This window comes from Pseudomonas sp. BP11-1-1 (genome assembly GCF_052112105.1).
GTDB lineage: Bacteria > Pseudomonadota > Gammaproteobacteria > Pseudomonadales > Pseudomonadaceae > Aquipseudomonas > Aquipseudomonas alvandae.
Window position 1 is genome coordinate 17,990 of record NZ_JAUTYU010000028.1, and the last position, 15,657, is coordinate 33,646.

Annotated in this window: 16 protein-coding genes and 1 pseudogene; 13 read left to right on the top strand and 4 right to left on the bottom strand. The window is 60.6% G+C overall.

Annotated features, from left to right (window positions below; all coding sequences use genetic code 11):
* The first annotated feature begins 59 nt into the window (after positions 1-59).
* From Q7C33_RS27580 to Q7C33_RS27595, 4 genes are all read left to right on the top strand, one after another.
* Positions 60-806, top strand: coding sequence for a hypothetical protein (locus Q7C33_RS27580; RefSeq protein ID WP_187293356.1), 747 nt, complete (start codon positions 60-62; stop codon positions 804-806).
* Positions 807-1,613: a DUF6630 family protein gene (locus Q7C33_RS27585; protein WP_334597388.1), complete on the top strand. Its 807-nt coding sequence runs from the start codon at positions 807-809 to the stop codon at positions 1,611-1,613.
* 57 nt (positions 1,614-1,670) lie between these two features.
* The gene (locus Q7C33_RS27590) at positions 1,671-1,904 is read left to right on the top strand and encodes a hypothetical protein (RefSeq protein ID WP_030142279.1); all 234 of its coding nucleotides are present in this window, start codon (positions 1,671-1,673) and stop codon (positions 1,902-1,904) included.
* Positions 1,905-2,127: 223 nt separating this feature from the next.
* Positions 2,128-3,081 (top strand): alpha/beta fold hydrolase, encoded by a 954-nt coding sequence (locus tag Q7C33_RS27595; protein ID WP_407684484.1) that lies wholly within the window; start codon positions 2,128-2,130, stop codon positions 3,079-3,081.
* Positions 3,082-3,202: 121 nt separating this feature from the next.
* Here the strand turns inward: Q7C33_RS27595 and Q7C33_RS27600 are convergent, their stop codons facing one another.
* Positions 3,203-3,610, bottom strand: a complete 408-nt coding sequence (locus Q7C33_RS27600; RefSeq protein WP_323155492.1) for an ester cyclase — start codon at positions 3,608-3,610, stop codon at positions 3,203-3,205.
* A gap of 55 nt (positions 3,611-3,665) precedes the next feature.
* Positions 3,666-4,286 carry a TetR/AcrR family transcriptional regulator gene (locus Q7C33_RS27605; protein WP_258650507.1) on the bottom strand — a complete coding sequence of 207 codons (621 nt, stop codon included), beginning with the start codon at positions 4,284-4,286 and terminating at the stop codon, positions 3,666-3,668.
* 434 nt (positions 4,287-4,720) lie between these two features.
* On the opposite strand from Q7C33_RS27605, the gene Q7C33_RS27610 reads away from it, so the two are divergent.
* The 7 genes from Q7C33_RS27610 to Q7C33_RS27640 all read left to right on the top strand — a co-directional run bounded on the left by Q7C33_RS27610 (position 4,721) and on the right by Q7C33_RS27640 (position 11,881).
* Complete coding sequence (locus tag Q7C33_RS27610; protein ID WP_407684496.1) at positions 4,721-5,950, top strand: OprD family porin; 1,230 nt, start codon at positions 4,721-4,723, stop codon at positions 5,948-5,950.
* Positions 5,951-6,131: 181 nt separating this feature from the next.
* The gene (locus tag Q7C33_RS27615) at positions 6,132-6,953 is read left to right on the top strand and encodes an NAD-dependent epimerase/dehydratase family protein (protein ID WP_030141245.1); all 822 of its coding nucleotides are present in this window, start codon (positions 6,132-6,134) and stop codon (positions 6,951-6,953) included.
* Between the two features lie 43 nt (positions 6,954-6,996).
* The gene (locus Q7C33_RS27620) at positions 6,997-7,902 is read left to right on the top strand and encodes an SMP-30/gluconolactonase/LRE family protein (protein ID WP_407684485.1); all 906 of its coding nucleotides are present in this window, start codon (positions 6,997-6,999) and stop codon (positions 7,900-7,902) included.
* A 59-nt stretch (positions 7,903-7,961) separates the two neighbouring features.
* Positions 7,962-8,930 (top strand): TRAP transporter substrate-binding protein, encoded by a 969-nt coding sequence (locus Q7C33_RS27625; RefSeq protein ID WP_407684486.1) that lies wholly within the window; start codon positions 7,962-7,964, stop codon positions 8,928-8,930.
* A gap of 75 nt (positions 8,931-9,005) precedes the next feature.
* Positions 9,006-9,533, top strand: coding sequence for a TRAP transporter small permease (locus tag Q7C33_RS27630; RefSeq protein ID WP_198797978.1), 528 nt, complete (start codon positions 9,006-9,008; stop codon positions 9,531-9,533).
* The gene (locus Q7C33_RS27635) at positions 9,533-10,813 is read left to right on the top strand and encodes a TRAP transporter large permease (protein ID WP_249875269.1); all 1,281 of its coding nucleotides are present in this window, start codon (positions 9,533-9,535) and stop codon (positions 10,811-10,813) included. Before Q7C33_RS27630 ends, Q7C33_RS27635 begins: the two co-directional genes overlap by 1 nt.
* A 198-nt stretch (positions 10,814-11,011) precedes the next feature.
* Positions 11,012-11,881, top strand: coding sequence for an aldose 1-epimerase (locus Q7C33_RS27640; protein ID WP_407684487.1), 870 nt, complete (start codon positions 11,012-11,014; stop codon positions 11,879-11,881).
* A gap of 149 nt (positions 11,882-12,030) precedes the next feature.
* Here the strand turns inward: Q7C33_RS27640 and Q7C33_RS27645 are convergent.
* Positions 12,031-12,708 (bottom strand): annotated as a pseudogene (locus Q7C33_RS27645) (sulfite exporter TauE/SafE family protein); the annotation flags it as partial.
* Between the two features lie 138 nt (positions 12,709-12,846).
* Between Q7C33_RS27645 and Q7C33_RS27650 the strand changes: the two are divergent.
* Complete coding sequence (locus tag Q7C33_RS27650) at positions 12,847-13,710, top strand: MBL fold metallo-hydrolase (RefSeq protein WP_407684488.1); 864 nt, start codon at positions 12,847-12,849, stop codon at positions 13,708-13,710.
* 28 nt (positions 13,711-13,738) lie between these two features.
* On the opposite strand, the gene bkdR is transcribed toward Q7C33_RS27650, so the two are convergent.
* The gene (bkdR, locus tag Q7C33_RS27655) at positions 13,739-14,227 is read right to left on the bottom strand and encodes a Bkd operon transcriptional regulator BkdR (RefSeq protein WP_003202929.1); all 489 of its coding nucleotides are present in this window, start codon (positions 14,225-14,227) and stop codon (positions 13,739-13,741) included.
* 194 nt (positions 14,228-14,421) lie between these two features.
* Here bkdR and Q7C33_RS27660 point away from each other — a divergent pair, with 194 nt between their 5' ends.
* On the top strand, positions 14,422-15,657 hold the full coding sequence (locus Q7C33_RS27660) for a 3-methyl-2-oxobutanoate dehydrogenase (2-methylpropanoyl-transferring) subunit alpha (RefSeq protein WP_030141238.1): 1,236 nt from the start codon (positions 14,422-14,424) through the stop codon (positions 15,655-15,657).

A 15,657-nucleotide genomic window follows, 5' to 3' on the forward strand; every position in this document is an offset into this window, starting at 1 on the left:
TGCGATAGATCGTCAACGACCTGCCAGCCTCCCTCAAAATGGACTTATCGGAGTCACCCGTGCAACGTCTTATCCTTGGTATCACCTTCCTGGCATTGGCCGCTTGCGCCAGCCAACAAACGCAGACAAAACCTGTCAATACGCCGACGTTCAAGTTCCGCACCGTACCGATGAGGGCCGATGGTAACCCGGTCATCAACCCGGACGTCTTGAAAACCATCGAGCAACTCGACATGCCCGCGCCGATCAAGACGCTGACCTACGTGGAACTGGCCGGCACCGTCAACTTCCCCAAGGAAAGCAGGCCGGAACGTACCGAATACTTTCTGTCCACTGACCCGGACACCCGTCAGTTGCGCTTCATTCACAAAAGCGAACACCTCAACGGTCGCAAGATCACCTGGCGTGGCCTGTTGATGCTTTCCGGCGTGGAACAGGCCACGATGTCGAGAAACACCGTGGTCATCGACAGCTTGAGCTTTCGTGGCGATTGGCGACACATGCCGGTCGGCAGCGAACTGGGTTACACCCGACAAGGCAGTAACACCAGCAGCCTCATCGGTACTTTGGGTACGGAGCCGAGAGTCTTCGACTGTCGCATCGACCGCGAATTGCCGGCCAAGCAGCTGAACCCGGCCCTGAGCGGCCAGGCCAAGGCCATGAGTTGCCAGGAACAGCTTCCGAGTAAAAGACTCCTTCCCGCCAATCATTATTACTATTTGGTCGACTACGGGTTCTTCTACCACGCCAGTACCGACAAGCACGACGGGACTTCCATCGACATGCATGTACAGAGCGTGAAATAAATGCCCCTGAACGCCATCGATCCCCTGTCGCTGCAACGCATCATCACCGCCCACGGCACGCTCGAAGGCGCGGCTTATTTCGATGCCGAGGAAAGCCTCGTGCATGACCTCTTTGCTGACCGCATCGTCTTCCAGACCAGCTACCTGGACCACAGCAGCTACGAAGTGAGCGTCGCCGAGGGCGCTGTCCAGGTTCACAAGACGCGGCTGGACAACTATCACCGCGGCCATAAGGCGCAGGTGATCGATGACGACATGGATGAAGACGACTGGACGGAACTGGCCAGTCTTTGGCAGCGTTTGAGCCATGACCTGGACACCCAGGATCAGGGGCCTGGACCGGATCCGGCCGACACGCTGGCAGACCTGTTCGATTGCCTGTTCGACGAGGCGCTTGCCCAAGCGCTGATCGAAAACATGCCCGCCCCCAACGGTCAGTGGGACTGGGCCTGGACGCAACTGCGATCGGCACTGGCCGACGCCCATCGGTTGGCTGAGTTCGAATGGAAGGAGTGGGCGCTGTCAGGCGTCCACGCCATCAATGCCCTCGCCCCGCTGCGGGAACTGGGCATCAAAGTCCCCACGCCTGACAGCAAAACCGTGGACGCGGTCAATCGCGCCAACGATTGGGAACGGGCGCTGCTGCAGTATTTCAATGCGCGACTGGAAACCCACGATTTGAAGCTGCTGGCCATCGGCACGCATTTCGACGAGTGCCAGGCGTTTGCCTGCCTGCCCATGAACGGCTTGGGCCTGGTCAATGCCATGGAAATCATGGGCAGGCTGGGCATCGTCTATAAATACTGAGCATCAGGTGCGGCGACGGTTCGCCGCTGGACAAACGTTTCCGAGCCTTGGTACGACATGAAGAATTGTGATCACTGCGGCACCCTGATTCTCGAGGACAACGGCGAGTGCCCCTTTTGCGCCGAAGCCATGAGTCACGCGGTGGAAACCTTCGCCCCGAGCGCCGGTCCGCCGAAGTGGCTGAAAGTCGTCAAGTGGCTGTTCATCGGTTTGCTGGCAGCGGTGCTCGTTGCCGTCGCTGCGGTCACCTGGATCCTCAACTCGCTGGGGCCTATGCCGTCGTTTGGTTGATTGTTCAAGCGAAAGATCTACAAAGATCGCAGGCTTCGCCAGCTCCTACAGGGCCGAACGGGGGCAAGCTTCGCCACGATCAAAAACGCTGGTATCCGATATCCCTATAGTTGTTATCGATGCCAGCGCCGTTCTCGTTGCGCTTCGCTCTCTCTAATCTGCCCACCAACGCGATCGACAACGATCCCGACAGATCAAACCGTCCCTTATGGAGAGAGAAACGATGAACACATTCAACCGCACCTTCGCTGTCGCCATCCTGGCCTTGGCCACCCTCGGCGCAGAAGCCGCTACCCCCGTCCAGGCCGGCGCCAGCGCCACCGCGGTCGGCAGCGTTGTGCAGTCCGCCAGCTACATCACCACCAAGGATGGCGTGCAGCTCTATTACAAGGATTGGGGCCCGCGCAACGGTCAGGTCGTCACCTTCAGCCACGGCTGGCCGCTGGACTCCGACAGCTGGGAAGGACAGATGATGTTCCTCGCCTCCAAGGGCTATCGCGTCATTGCCCACGACCGTCGCGGTCATGGCCGTTCCAGCCAGCCGTGGGAAGGCAACGACATGGATCACTACGCCGACGACCTGGCGGCGGTCATCGAGGCGCTGGACCTGAAGGACGTGACCTTGGTCGGTTTCTCGACAGGGGGCGGCGAAGTGGCTCGCTATATCGGTCGCCACGGCACCAGCCGGGTCAAGAAAGCCGTGCTGGTGTCCTCGGTCCCGCCGCTGATGCTCAAGACCGACACCAACCCTGGCGGCTTGCCGATTGCGGTGTTCGACGGATTACGCAAAGCCTCTGAGGAAAACCGTTCGCAACTGTACCTGGACATCGCTTCCGGCCCGTTCTACGGCTACAACCGCAAGGGCGCCAAGCCGTCCCAGGGCTTGATCCAGTCGTTCTGGGCGCAAGGCATGCAGGGCGGCGCCAAGAACACCTATGACTCGATCGCGGCGTTCTCGGCGACCGACTTCCGCGGCGACCTGAAGAAGTTCGACGTGCCGACGCTGGTGATTCACGGCGACGACGACCAGATCGTGCCCATCGACGCCGCGGGCCGGGCCTCGGCAGCCTTGATCAAGGGCGCTCGATTGATCGTCTACCCTGGCGCGCCGCACGGCCTGACCGAGACGCACAAGGATCGCCTCAACCAGGACCTGCTGACGTTCCTCAAGGAATGAAGCTCGGTAGCTGACTTCAACTGTGGGAGCGAGCCTGCTCGCGAAAGCAATCGACCCGTTAGCACCTGCGCTAACGACCACACAGCCTTCGCGAGCAGGCTCGCTCCCACATGTTTTTCGCTCAAGGCCCTTCTTCTGAAGGGCCTTCGCGTTGCAGCGCAGCCTCCACCGCTGCCTTGTCGATCACCGACCACACCCGAACGATTTTTCCGCCTTCGAAGGTATAAAACACGTTCTCGGAAAATCGAATCCGCCGGCCGTGGGTCTCCAGCCCCAGGAATCGTCCTCGGGGCGAGCAATCGAACAGCAAGCGACTCGCGACATTCGGCGGTTCGACGACCAGCAGGTCGATATTGAAACGCAAGTCGGTGATGGTGCTCACATCGTTTTCCAGCATCGCCCGATAGCCTGCCAGCCCCACCGGTTTGCCGTTGTATTGCACGTTGTCGTCGACGAAGCTGCCCAGGTCCTGCCAGCGACGAGCGTTCAGGCAGGCGATGTAGTTGCGGTATTGCTCGGCCAGGTCCATATCGAGAGCCTCCGTGGTTGAGGTTGACCCCGCTCGACAGTCAATGACAAAGCCCTCAAGGCTGCAACCCTATCCCCCGCAAGATCACGCTGGTGACCGTCTGCACCGCCCGTTCGAATTGCATGTCGGACAGCGGCTGGTGGTCGTTGAGGATGTTGATCTGATGGTCGAAGTCGGCGTAGTGCTGGGTCGAGGCCCAGATCATGTAAAGCAGGCTGGACGGTTCCACCGGCAGGATGCGTTTGTCTTCCACCCACTGGCGGATCTTCGCTTCCTTCATCTTGGCCCAGTCGTAGAGGCTCGCATCCAGCGCTTGCCCCAGGGCCGGCGCACCGTGGATCACTTCGTTGGCCCAGATCTTCGAGCCATAGGGCCGACTGCGGGAGTGGTTCATCTTGGCGCGGATGTAGCTGCTGAGCACGACACGTGGGTCGTCGAACATCTCGAAGCACAAGGCGTCCTGCTTCCAGACATCCAGCAAGTCGAACAGCACGGCGCTGTACAACTCGTTCTTGGTGCTGAAGTAGTAGTGCAGATTGGACCGTGGCAATTGCGCTTCAGCGGCGATGTCCGCCATGGCGGTACTGCCGAAGCCCTTTTCGGCGAAGACCTTCTCGGCGGCCAACAGAATTTTTTCGACGTTACTGCGACGAATCTCGATCTTGTGATTGCCCATGAGGGCTCCCTGGCGACAGCGTTGGCCAAGACTAGCATCCGCCTACTATAGAAAGAACACCGAGGGGATTCGTGGCGAGGGACATTGTCCATCCCAACCATTCGACTAATGTCTTAGACCGGTCATCGCACAACCTAGCCCTGCCCCCCGCCATTTGCCAACACGCGAATGGCGCAGCGCAACGGGCCTCGATCTGGACTCTGCAGTTCGACAGCCATTGACACGCCTCATTTTGAAGCACTCTCGACTTGGATAATTCCGATAATGGCCAGTTGACAACGGACAACGACCAACAAATAATCTCCGCCATGTTGTACGACGACGTATGACAAATAAAAACAACAAAAAGTAGGAGCGCCAGAGTGAGCACACGTGCCCGTTTTCCGTCCAATACCCGTTCCAGCCGCCGTACCCTTCTCCGTTCCACACCTGTATTGACCTTGCTCGGCTGCACCAGCCTGGCGGCATTCCTGCCGTTGACGGCCAGTGCCGCAGGCTTCGTCGATGATGCCAAGGCCACGCTGAACCTGCGCAACGCCTACTTCAACCGCAACTTCACCAACGACAACGCCGCCCAAGGCAAAGCCGAAGAATGGACCCAGAGCTTCATCCTCGACGCGAAGTCCGGCTTCACCCAAGGCGTGGTCGGTTTCGGCGTGGACGTGCTGGGGACCTACTCGATCAAGCTCGACGGTGGTCGAGGCACGACGGGCACCCAGTTGTTGCCGGTGCACGACGATGGCCGCCCCGCCGATGACTTCGGTCGCCTGGGCGTCGCCCTGAAGGCCAAGGTCTCGAAGACCGAACTGAAGGTCGGCGAGTGGATGCCGGTGCTGCCGATCCTGCGCTCCGACGACGGTCGTTCCCTGCCCCAGACTTTCCGTGGCGGCCAGGTCACTTCGACCGAAATCAACGGCCTGAGCCTCTACGGCGGCCAGTTCCGCGCCAACAGCCCGCGCAACGACGCGAGCATGGAAGACATGTCGATGAACGGCCGTGGTGCCTTCACCTCCGACCGTTTCAACTTCGGCGGCGGTGAATACGCCTTCAACGAAAAACGCACCCAGGTCGGCGTCTGGTACGCAGAACTGTCCGACATCTACCAGCAGCAGTATTTCAACCTGACCCACAGCCAGCCGATCGGCGACTGGACCCTGGGCGCCAACCTTGGTTACTTCACCGGCAAGGAAGACGGCAGCGCGCTGGCCGGCGACCTCGACAACAAAACCGCGTTCGCCATGCTTTCCGCCAAATACGGCGGCAACACCTTCTACGTCGGCCTGCAGAAAGTCGGCGGCGATGATGCCTGGATGCGCGTCAACGGCACCAGCGGCGGCACCCTGGCGAACGATAGCTACAACTCCAGCTACGACAACGCCAAGGAAAAATCCTGGCAAGTGCGCCATGACTTCAACTTCGCTGCTGTCGGCGTGCCGGGCCTGACCCTGATGAACCGCTACATCAGCGGTGACAACGTGCACACCGCCACCGTCGATGACGGCAAGGAATGGGGCCGTGAAACCGAACTGGCCTACACCGTGCAGAGCGGTGCGCTGAAGAGCCTGAACGTGAAGTGGCGTAACGCATCGATTCGTCGCGACTTCAGCACCAACGAATTCGACGAGAACCGCATCTTCATCAGCTATCCGATCTCGCTCCTGTAACACCCCATGGAACCCTTGCCATGTGCGCCTGCCAGCGCCATGGCGAGCCCGGCAAGGATGCCGACCTAGAGCGGTTCGTCGATCAAACGTTGACAAGGTAGCGGAAGGATAAGGATATTCCCTCTCGGTCGTACGACAACTTATAACAACTGTACCTCTCACTGTTTGCTCAGGTAATGCCATGACCACGACACAGATTCGCCATCCCTTCAATCGCCTGCTCTTGACCGGCGCCGCCGGCGGCCTTGGCAAAGTCTTGCGCGAACGCCTCAAGCCTTATGCCCGTCACATTCGCCTGTCGGACATCGCGAACATGGCGCCGGCCATCGACGAAAGCGAGGAAGTGGTGCCGTGCGACCTGGCTGATAAGCAGGCCGTGCATCAACTGGTGGAAGGTGTCGATGCCATCCTGCATTTCGGCGGGGTATCGGTTGAACGTCCATTCGAAGAAATTCTCGGGCCCAACATCAGCGGCGTGTTCCACATCTACGAAGCCGCGCGCAAGCACGGCGTCAAACGCGTGATCTTCGCCAGCTCCAACCACGTCATCGGTTTCTACAAACAGGACGAAACCCTCGACGCCCATTGCCTTCGTCGTCCGGATGGCAACTACGGCCTGTCCAAGTCCTACGGCGAAGACGTCGCCAATTTCTATTTCGATCGCTACGGCATCGAGACCGTGAGCATCCGCATCGGTTCGTCGTTCCCTGAACCGCAGAACCGCCGGATGATGAGCACCTGGCTGAGCTTCGACGATCTCACTCAACTGATCGAATGCTCGCTCTACACCCCGAAAGTCGGCCACACCATCGTCTACGGCGTCTCCGCCAACCGTGATGTCTGGTGGGACAACAGCCACGCCGCGCACCTGGGCTACAAGCCCAAGGACACGTCGGAAGTCTTCCGCGCCAAGGTCGAGGCGCAGCCAATGCCGGCCGCCGATGACCCGGCCATGATCTACCAGGGTGGCGCCTTTGTGGCGGCCGGCCCGTTCGACGACTGATTCGCCTGTTGTTCATGGGATACGAACGAACCAAGGAATCACCATGCAAGCCGAATTGATTGTCGACGCACGCAACGCCGTCGGGGAAAGCCCGGTGTGGGTCCCCGAGGAAAACGCCCTGTATTGGGTGAACATCCCCAGCGGGGGCCTGCAACGCTGGAATGCCAGCAGCGGAAAAATCCAGGGCTGGGAAGCGCCCGAAATGCTCGCCTGTATCGCCCGTCACCAGGACGGCGGTTGGGTCGCGGGCATGGAGAGCGGTTTCTTCCGCCTGCACCCCCATGACGACGGCAGCCTGGACAGTGAACTCTGCGCCAGCGTCGAGCACAGTCGCACCGACATGCGCCTCAACGATGGCCGTTGCGATCGCCAGGGCCGGTTCTGGGCCGGCAGCATGGTGCTGAACATGGGCGCCAACGCCGACGAAGGCCGGATGTACCGTCATGAGGCCGGGCAACGCAGCCCGGTCGCGGCGCAACTGAGCGGCTTCATCGTGCCCAATGGCCTGGGCTTCAGCCCGGACGGAAGGACGATGTACCTCTCTGATTCGCACCCGCTGATCCAGCAGATCTGGGCCTTCGACTACGACATCGACAGCGGCACCCCGTCCAACCGGCGGCTGTTCGTCGACATGATGCCCCTGGCCGGTCGTCCGGACGGCGCGGCGGTGGACGCCGACGGTTGCTATTGGATCTGCGCCAACGACGCCGGGCTGATTTACCGTTTTACCCCGGACGGACGTCTCGACCGCTCCCTGGAAGTACCGGTGAAAAAACCGACCATGTGCGCCTTTGGCGGCAGCCAGATGGACACCCTGTTTGTGACCACGATTCGTCCGGGTGACGACAACGATCCGCAGTCCCTGGCCGGTGGCGTGTTCGCGCTCAACCCCGGCGTCAAGGGCCTGGCTGAACCTGCTTTCGGAGGACGGAAACACTCCGCGAACTGATCTGCTTCACCGCTTCACTGAATGAGCCATAAAAAAAACAACAAGACTGGAGATTGAGCATGAATTTCAAACGCACACTTCTGATCGCAGCCCTGCCCCTGGCCTTCCTGGCCCAGGCGGCACACGCCCTCGATATCAAGATCGCCGACATCCACCCCAAGGGCTACCCGACCGTGGTCGCCGAGGAATCCATGGGTAAAGCCTTGGAAGCCGAAAGCAAGGGCGAACTTAAGTTCAAGTACTTCCCCGGTGGCGTACTGGGTTCTGAAAAAGAAGTCATCGAGCAGATGCAAGCCGGCGCGATCCAGATGTCCCGCGTCAGCCTGGGCATCGTCGGTCCTGTGGTGCCTGACGTGAACGTGTTCAACATGCCGTTCATCTTCCGCGACCAGGCGCACATGCGCGCTGTCATCGACGGTGAAGTCGGCGATGCGATCCTGGACCGGATCACCAACTCGGAGTTCGGCCTGGTGGCCCTGGCGTGGATGGACGGTGGTACGCGCAACATCTACACCAAGAATCCCGTGCGCAAGCTCGAAGATCTGAAGGGCATGAAAATCCGTGTCCAAGGCAACCCGATGTTCATCGAGATGATGAACGCCATGGGCGCCAACGGCATCGCCATGGACACCGGCGAAATCTTCAGCGCCCTGCAGACCGGCGTGATCGACGGCGCGGAAAACAACCCGCCGACCCTGCTCGAACACAACCACTACCAGAACGCCAAGTACTACAGCCTGACCGGTCACCTGATCCTACCCGAGCCGATCGTGATGTCGAAAATCACTTGGAACAAGCTCACGCCCGAACAGCAGGACATGGTGAAAAAAGCCGCCAAGGCTGCCCAGGCTGAAGAGCGCGTGCTGTGGGACAAGAAGTCCGCCGCCAGTGAGGAAAAACTCAAGGCCGCCGGCGTCGAGTTCATCACGGTCGACAAGAAACCCTTCTACGACGCCACCGCGCCAGTCCGGGCCAAATACGGTGCGCCGTATGCCGACCTGATCAAGCGCATCGAAGCTGTCCAGTAAGGCCTCTCAATCTGCACTCTTGAAAAGGCTGGGCGCGCCTGCGGTTGAAGGCGCACCCAGTTACGGTGGAACCCGATGAAGAATTTGCTGCTGCGTATCAACGACACGATTTACATGACTTGCATCTGGGTCGCCGGCCTGTCTGTCCTGGCAGTTTCCCTGATGATTCCCTGGGGTGTGTTTGCCCGCTACGTATTGGGCTCGGGCGCCAGCTGGCCGGAGCCCACCGCCATCCTGCTGATGATGGTATTTACCTTCATCGGTGCTGCCTCCAGCTACCGTTCCGGATCGCACATGGCCGTGGACATGGTCACCAGCCGTTTGCCATCTGAATGGCGAACCGCGGCGTCGATTTTCACCCAGTTATTGATGGCGGCGGTGTGCATATTCATGACCGTCTGGGGCGCCAAGCTGTGCATGACCACTTGGAACCAATTCATAAGCGCCATCCCTACCCTGCGCGTCGGCATCACGTACATGCCGATCCCGGTCGGTGGCTTCCTGACCTTGATTTTCGTCTTGGAAAAACTCTTGCTGGGTGATCAAAGCCAGCGTCGGGTCGTGCAGTTCGACTTGGTTGAAGAAAACGAAGGTGCCGCTTAATGGACGCTCTGATTCTGCTGGGCAGTTTTTTGTTGTTGATCCTGATCGGCATGCCGGTCGCCTACGCCCTGGGCGCTGCCGCCCTGATCGGAGCGTGGTGGATCGACATTCCGTTCCAGGCCATGATGATTCAGGTCGCGGGCGGGGTGAACAAGTTCTCGCTGTTGGCCATTCCGTTCTTCGTCCTGGCCGGCGCGATCATGGCCGAGGGCGGCATGTCCCGTCGCTTGGTGGCCTTCGCCAGCGTGCTGGTAGGTTTCGTACGCGGTGGCCTGTCTTTGGTCAACCTCGTGGCGTCGAGTTTCTTTGGCGCGATCTCTGGTTCCTCGGTGGCCGACACCGCTTCGGTGGGCTCGGTGCTGATCCCGGAAATGACACGCCGGGGCTACCCGCGTGATTACGCCACCGCCGTCACCGTCAGTGGTTCGGTGCAAGCGCTGCTGACACCGCCAAGCCACAACGCGGTGCTGTACTCGCTGGCAGCAGGCGGCACCGTGTCGATCGGTTCACTGTTCATGGCCGGCATCGTCCCCGGCGTCATGATGAACCTCTGCCTGATGGCGCTGTGCCTGGTCTTCGCGAAAAAGCGCAATTACCCTAAAGGCGAAGTAATTCCGCTCAAAGAAGCATTGAAGATCTGCAAGGAAGCCATGTGGGGCATGATGACCTTGTTCATCATCCTGGGCGGCATCCTCTCGGGTGTGTTCACCGCCACCGAATCGGCCGCGATCGCCGTGGTGTGGGCGTTCTTCGTGACCATGTGCATCTATCGCGACTACAAGTGGAGCGAGTTGCCGAAACTGATGCACCGGACGGTGCGCACTATTTCCATCGTGATGATCCTGATCGGCTTCGCCGCCAGCTTCGGCTACATCATGACGCTGATGGAAATCCCGGCGAAGATCACCACCGCATTCCTGACGCTGTCGGACAACCGCTACGTGATCCTGATGTGCATCAACGTGATGTTGCTGCTGCTGGGCACCGTGATGGACATGGCGCCACTGATCCTGATCCTCACGCCGATCCTGATGCCAGTGATCGTCGGCATCGGCGTGGACCCGGTGCAGTTCGGCATGATCATGCTGGTGAACCTGGGTATCGGCCTGATCACGCCACCGGTGGGTGCGGTGTTGTTCGTCGGCTCCGCCATCGGCAAGGTCAGCATCGAAAGCACCGTCAAGGCCCTGCTGCCGTTCTACGCCATGCTGTTCGTGGTGCTGATGTTGGTGACCTACATCCCTGCCATTTCCCTGTGGCTGCCGCATTTGGTGTTGTAACAGAAAACAATAGGTCCCCTTGTGGCGAGGGGATTTATCCCCGCTGGGCTGCGCAGCGGCCCCAAAACCAGCCATCTCGATTTGTCTGATACACCGAGATTGGAGCCTTTAGGGCTGCTTCGCAGCCCAGCGGGGATAAATCCCCTCGCCACACTTGGGCGTATTCCCCTCCAGCTTTGCCAACCATCAGACGCCGCCATGACACCACCTCTCCTCCACCTCGAAGACGAACTGACCCGCCTCACCCTGGCCCCGCACCTGGGCGCCAGCCTCGTTGAATGGACCTTGCGCAGCAACGGCGCCCCCTTGTTGCGCCCGCCCGCGCCGAACGCTGTAGAAAACGGCCTGCCAGGCAAGCTCGGCTGCTTCCCGCTGATCCCCTGGTCCAACCGAATCGCACAAGGCGGTTTCGATTGCCCGGGCGGCTGGCTCGCCCTGGAAGCCAACAGCCCCAACGATCCGTTTCCAATCCATGGCAGTGCCTGGCAGCAACCGTGGCAAGTGGCCGAACAGAGTGCCCAGGAAGTCTTGCTGCAACTCGACAGCCAAACACCGTTCGCCTATTGCGCCAGCCTGCGGATCCGCTTGAGCGGCGGCCAATTGCAAATCGCCCTGCATGTCACGCACATGGCCGAACAAGCCGCGTGGCACGGGCTGGGATTGCATCCGTATTTTCCGCGTACAGCCGGCACGCGCCTGCAAACCCGGGCCCGAGAAGTCTGGCTGTGCGACGCGTCTAAACTGCCGACGGAACTGGCGGACGTCCCCGCCGATTGGGATTTCCAACAACCACAGCTATTGCCGGACACCCTCGTCGATAACGGCTTCGGTGGCTGGGATGGTCAGTGCCTGATCCAACAACCGGACCTCGGTTATGAACTGGAATGCCGCGCCAGCGGCAGCGACTATTTCCTGTTGTACTGCCCCGTGGGCCTGGATTTTTTCTGCATCGAACCGGTGAGTCATCCGGTCAATGCCCATCACCTGCCAGGACGGCCGGGGTTGCGTTTGCTGGAGCAAGGGCAGTCGATGGCGTTGGGGTTTTCGATGCAGTGTCGAGCGCTCTAGGTGGCACACGATCCCTTGTGGCGAGGGGATTTATCCCCGCTGGCCTGCGAAGCAGGCCCATCCATTATCAAGCCTGGCGTCTGCTTCGCAGCCGAGCGGGGATAAATCCCCTCGCCACAAAAGCTCCGACCCGCTCGCTACGCCCGCACCAGCATGAACACCGCCCCAACCCGGTCGATGCTCACTCCGGCATGAAACGCCCCCACCACACCAATCAACGAAATAAGGCTGATGACCATCAAGGAGGTGGCGACGATCCCGCGCATCTGCACATCGGTGAGTTGCTTGAACGCCGGCACGATCAGGAACCCCCCGCCCACGCCCAGCAGGCCCGAAACCATGCCTGTTACCGCGCCCAATGCCGACAGCGTGGCGGTGCAGCGAGCGGTCCAGGCCAAGCGACCAGTCTGGCGATCGAGCATGCAATTCTTCTGACCCCAACTGGCGGCACCATGATCGCTGGGACCGGGCTGCGCGGTTTCCCGACGCAGCATGCGCGCCGCCACCAGCACCATCAGCAGGCTGAACAGGATCATCAGGATTTTTTCCGGAAGCTGGTGGGCAAAATAGATGCCCACCGGCGAGAACACAGCGCCTAGCAAGGCAATCAATAAAGCCGCGCGATAACGCACCAGGCCATGGCGCAGCCCATCGATGGCGCCGACCGCCGCCGCGCTGCCCACCGCAAACAAAGCCACCGGAGCAGCCTGGGTCATGCTCCAGCCCAGGCCCAACACCAACGCCGGCACGGCCAGAATCCCGCCGCCCGCGCCCGTCAGGCCAAGGACCAGGCCCATGACCACACCAAAAAAACTCGCCAGTAACATTCCGGTTCTCTCAAGCCGCGCACACCTGTTGGCAGGTGCGATCGCATTTGCAGGACGCCTTGGTCCTCACTAAGCTGCGGACCATATGTCGTAAACCTCAAGCGTAGCAACCGCTTCTTCCCGTACAGGTCCGCCGTCATGCCCGCGCAGATTCAAAGCTTTCTCGATCCCGCTTCAAAGACCTACACCTACGTGGTTTATGAGCATGATGGCGGGCAATGCGCGGTGGTCGACCCGGTGCTCGACTACGACCCTGCCTCGGGCCGCAGCGGCACCGCACAGGCGGATCGAGTGATCGCTTTTGTGCGCGAACATCAACTGACGGTGCAATGGCTGCTGGAAACCCACGCCCATGCCGATCACCTGTCCGCCGCGCCTTACTTGCGCCGGGAATTGGGCGGCAAGATCGCCATCGGCGAATCCATCGGGCAAGTGCAGAACGTGTTCAAGACGCTGTTCAACCTGGAGCCGCAATTCGCCATCGACGGTTCGCAATTCGACCATCTGTTCGCGGCCGATGAATCCTTCCTGATCGGCAACCTCAAGGCCGCCGCGCTGCACGTGCCTGGCCACACCCCGGCAGACATGGCCTACCTGATCGACGGCGACGTGATACTGGTGGGCGACACGCTGTTCATGCCCGACGTGGGCACCGCTCGCTGTGACTTCCCCGGCGGCAATGCCCACCAGCTCTACGCCTCGATCCGCAAGCTGCTGGCGTTCCCTGCCGGCGTGCGGCTGTACGTGTGCCACGACTATCCGCCGGAGGGACGCGAGCCCCAGTGTATGAGTACGGTGGGTGAGCAGCGCCAGCGCAATATCCATGTGCGCGATGGCATTGATGAAGCCGAGTTCGTGGCCATGCGGACCCAGCGCGACAAGACCCTGGGGATGCCGACGCTGCTGTTGCCGGCGATCCAAGTGAATGTGCGAGCGGGACACTTGCCGCCGGCCGAGGGCAATGGCGTGACTTACCTGAAGATTCCGATCAACCAGCTCTAAGATCACCCCATATCCAATGTGGGGTGACTCAGGTCCCCAGCGTCAACCCATTCGCCGGCAACGGCAGCGCGGTCTTGTAGCGCACCTGCTTGAGGGCAAAGCTGGAGCGAATGTTCGCCACGCCCGGGACCTTGGTCAGGAAGTCCATCATGAACCGCTCCAGCGACTGGATCGTCGGCACCAGCACGCGAATCAAATAATCCGGATCGCCCGCCATCAGGTAGCACTCCATCACCTCCGGCCGGTCGGAAATAGCCTCTTCGAAATGCTGCAACGCCTCTTCCACCTGCTTCTCCAGGCTGACATGGATAAACACGTTGACGTGCAGCCCCAGCAGGTCGGCATCCAGCAGCGTGACCTGCTCACGGATCACCCCCAACTCCTCCATCGCGCGGACGCGGTTGAAGCACGGCGTCGGCGATAGATTGACCGAACGGGCGAGATCGGCGTTGGTGATGCGGGCGTTTTCCTGAAGGCTGTTCAGAATGCCGATGTCGGTGCGATCCAATTTACGCATGAGACAAATAATCCTGTTTTTTATCGTTGTGCAGATTTTTTATCTGCAAATGATCTGAACAGCAAGCCAACAGAGAAAAATATTCTTCTTCGTCGAGCCTATGATTGTTGTAGGACAATTTCCCACCTACCCAGGGAAATTCGTCAGCTAGCGCGCCCACTACAAGAAATTCACAAGATCGAGCGTAGAAAGCCATGAACCCAGCGTACGAACCGCTACGCCTGCACGTCCCCGAACCCTCGGGCCGTCCCGGCTGCAAGACCGACTTTTCCTACCTGCATCTGTCCGATGCCGGCACGGTGCGCAAACCACCCATCGACGTCGAACCCGCCGACACCGCCGACCTGGCCCGCAGCCTGATCCGCGTGCTCGATGACCAGGGCAACGCCTTGGGCGACTGGGCCGCCGACATTCCCGTCGAGATCCTGCGCAAGGGCATGCGTGCCATGCTCAAGACGCGCATCTACGACAACCGCATGGTCGTCGCCCAACGTCAGAAAAAAATGTCGTTCTACATGCAAAGCCTTGGCGAAGAAGCCATCGGCAGCGCCCAGGCCTTGGCCCTGAACATCGACGACATGTGCTTCCCCACCTACCGCCAGCAAAGCATCCTGATGGCCCGCGAGGTGCCGCTGGTGGACCTGATCTGCCAACTGCTGTCCAACGAGCGCGATCCGCTCAAGGGCCGGCAGTTGCCTATCATGTATTCGGTCAAGGATGCTGGTTTCTTTACCATTTCCGGCAACCTCGCCACGCAATTCATCCAGGGCGTGGGCTGGGGCATGGCCTCGGCGATCAAGGGCGACACCAAGATCGCCTCGGCCTGGATCGGTGACGGCGCCACCGCCGAATCGGACTTCCACACCGCCCTCACCTTCGCCCACGTTTATCGCGCGCCGGTGATCCTCAACGTGGTCAACAACCAATGGGCGATTTCCACCTTCCAGGCCATTGCCGGCGGTGAAGCCACGACCTTCGCCGGACGCGGCGTCGGTTGCGGCATCGCCTCCCTGCGCGTGGACGGCAACGACTTCATGGCGGTCTACGCCGCCTCGCGCTGGGCCGCCGAACGCGCCCGCCGCAACCTCGGCCCGGCGCTGATCGAATGGGTCACCTACCGCGCTGGCCCGCACTCCACCTCGGACGATCCGTCCAAATATCGCCCCGCCGACGACTGGAGCCACTTCCCCCTGGGCGATCCGATTGCCCGCCTCAAGCAGCACATGGTGAAGATCGGCCAGTGGTCCGAAGAGGAACACGCCGCCGTCACCGCCGAACTCGAAGCCGAGGTGATCGCCGCGCAGAAGGAAGCCGAGCAGTACGGCACCCTCGCCGGCGGACAGATTCCAAGCGCCGCGACCATGTTCGAAGACGTCTACAAAGAGATGCCGGAGCACTTGAAGCGCCAGCGTCAGCAGTTGGGGATCTGA

What these genes read in the sequence shown, in the direction of transcription:
- Q7C33_RS27590 (WP_030142279.1), top strand. Translation starts at nt 1,671, where the DNA reads ATGAAGAATTGTGATCACTGCGGCACCCTGATTCTCGAGGACAACGGC.
- Q7C33_RS27635 (WP_249875269.1), top strand. Translation starts at nt 9,533, where the DNA reads ATGGACGCTCTGATTCTGCTGGGCAGTTTTTTGTTGTTGATCCTGATC.
- Q7C33_RS27620 (WP_407684485.1), top strand. Translation starts at nt 6,997, where the DNA reads ATGCAAGCCGAATTGATTGTCGACGCACGCAACGCCGTCGGGGAAAGC.
- Q7C33_RS27650 (WP_407684488.1), top strand. Translation starts at nt 12,847, where the DNA reads ATGCCCGCGCAGATTCAAAGCTTTCTCGATCCCGCTTCAAAGACCTAC.
- Q7C33_RS27625 (WP_407684486.1), top strand. Translation starts at nt 7,962, where the DNA reads ATGAATTTCAAACGCACACTTCTGATCGCAGCCCTGCCCCTGGCCTTC.
- Q7C33_RS27585 (WP_334597388.1), top strand. Translation starts at nt 807, where the DNA reads ATGCCCCTGAACGCCATCGATCCCCTGTCGCTGCAACGCATCATCACC.
- Q7C33_RS27660 (WP_030141238.1), top strand. Translation starts at nt 14,422, where the DNA reads ATGAACCCAGCGTACGAACCGCTACGCCTGCACGTCCCCGAACCCTCG.
- Q7C33_RS27595 (WP_407684484.1), top strand. Translation starts at nt 2,128, where the DNA reads ATGAACACATTCAACCGCACCTTCGCTGTCGCCATCCTGGCCTTGGCC.
- bkdR (WP_003202929.1), bottom strand. Translation starts at nt 14,227, where the DNA reads ATGCGTAAATTGGATCGCACCGACATCGGCATTCTGAACAGCCTTCAG.
- Q7C33_RS27605 (WP_258650507.1), bottom strand. Translation starts at nt 4,286, where the DNA reads ATGGGCAATCACAAGATCGAGATTCGTCGCAGTAACGTCGAAAAAATT.
- Q7C33_RS27615 (WP_030141245.1), top strand. Translation starts at nt 6,132, where the DNA reads ATGACCACGACACAGATTCGCCATCCCTTCAATCGCCTGCTCTTGACC.
- Q7C33_RS27630 (WP_198797978.1), top strand. Translation starts at nt 9,006, where the DNA reads ATGAAGAATTTGCTGCTGCGTATCAACGACACGATTTACATGACTTGC.
- Q7C33_RS27640 (WP_407684487.1), top strand. Translation starts at nt 11,012, where the DNA reads ATGACACCACCTCTCCTCCACCTCGAAGACGAACTGACCCGCCTCACC.
- Q7C33_RS27600 (WP_323155492.1), bottom strand. Translation starts at nt 3,610, where the DNA reads ATGGACCTGGCCGAGCAATACCGCAACTACATCGCCTGCCTGAACGCT.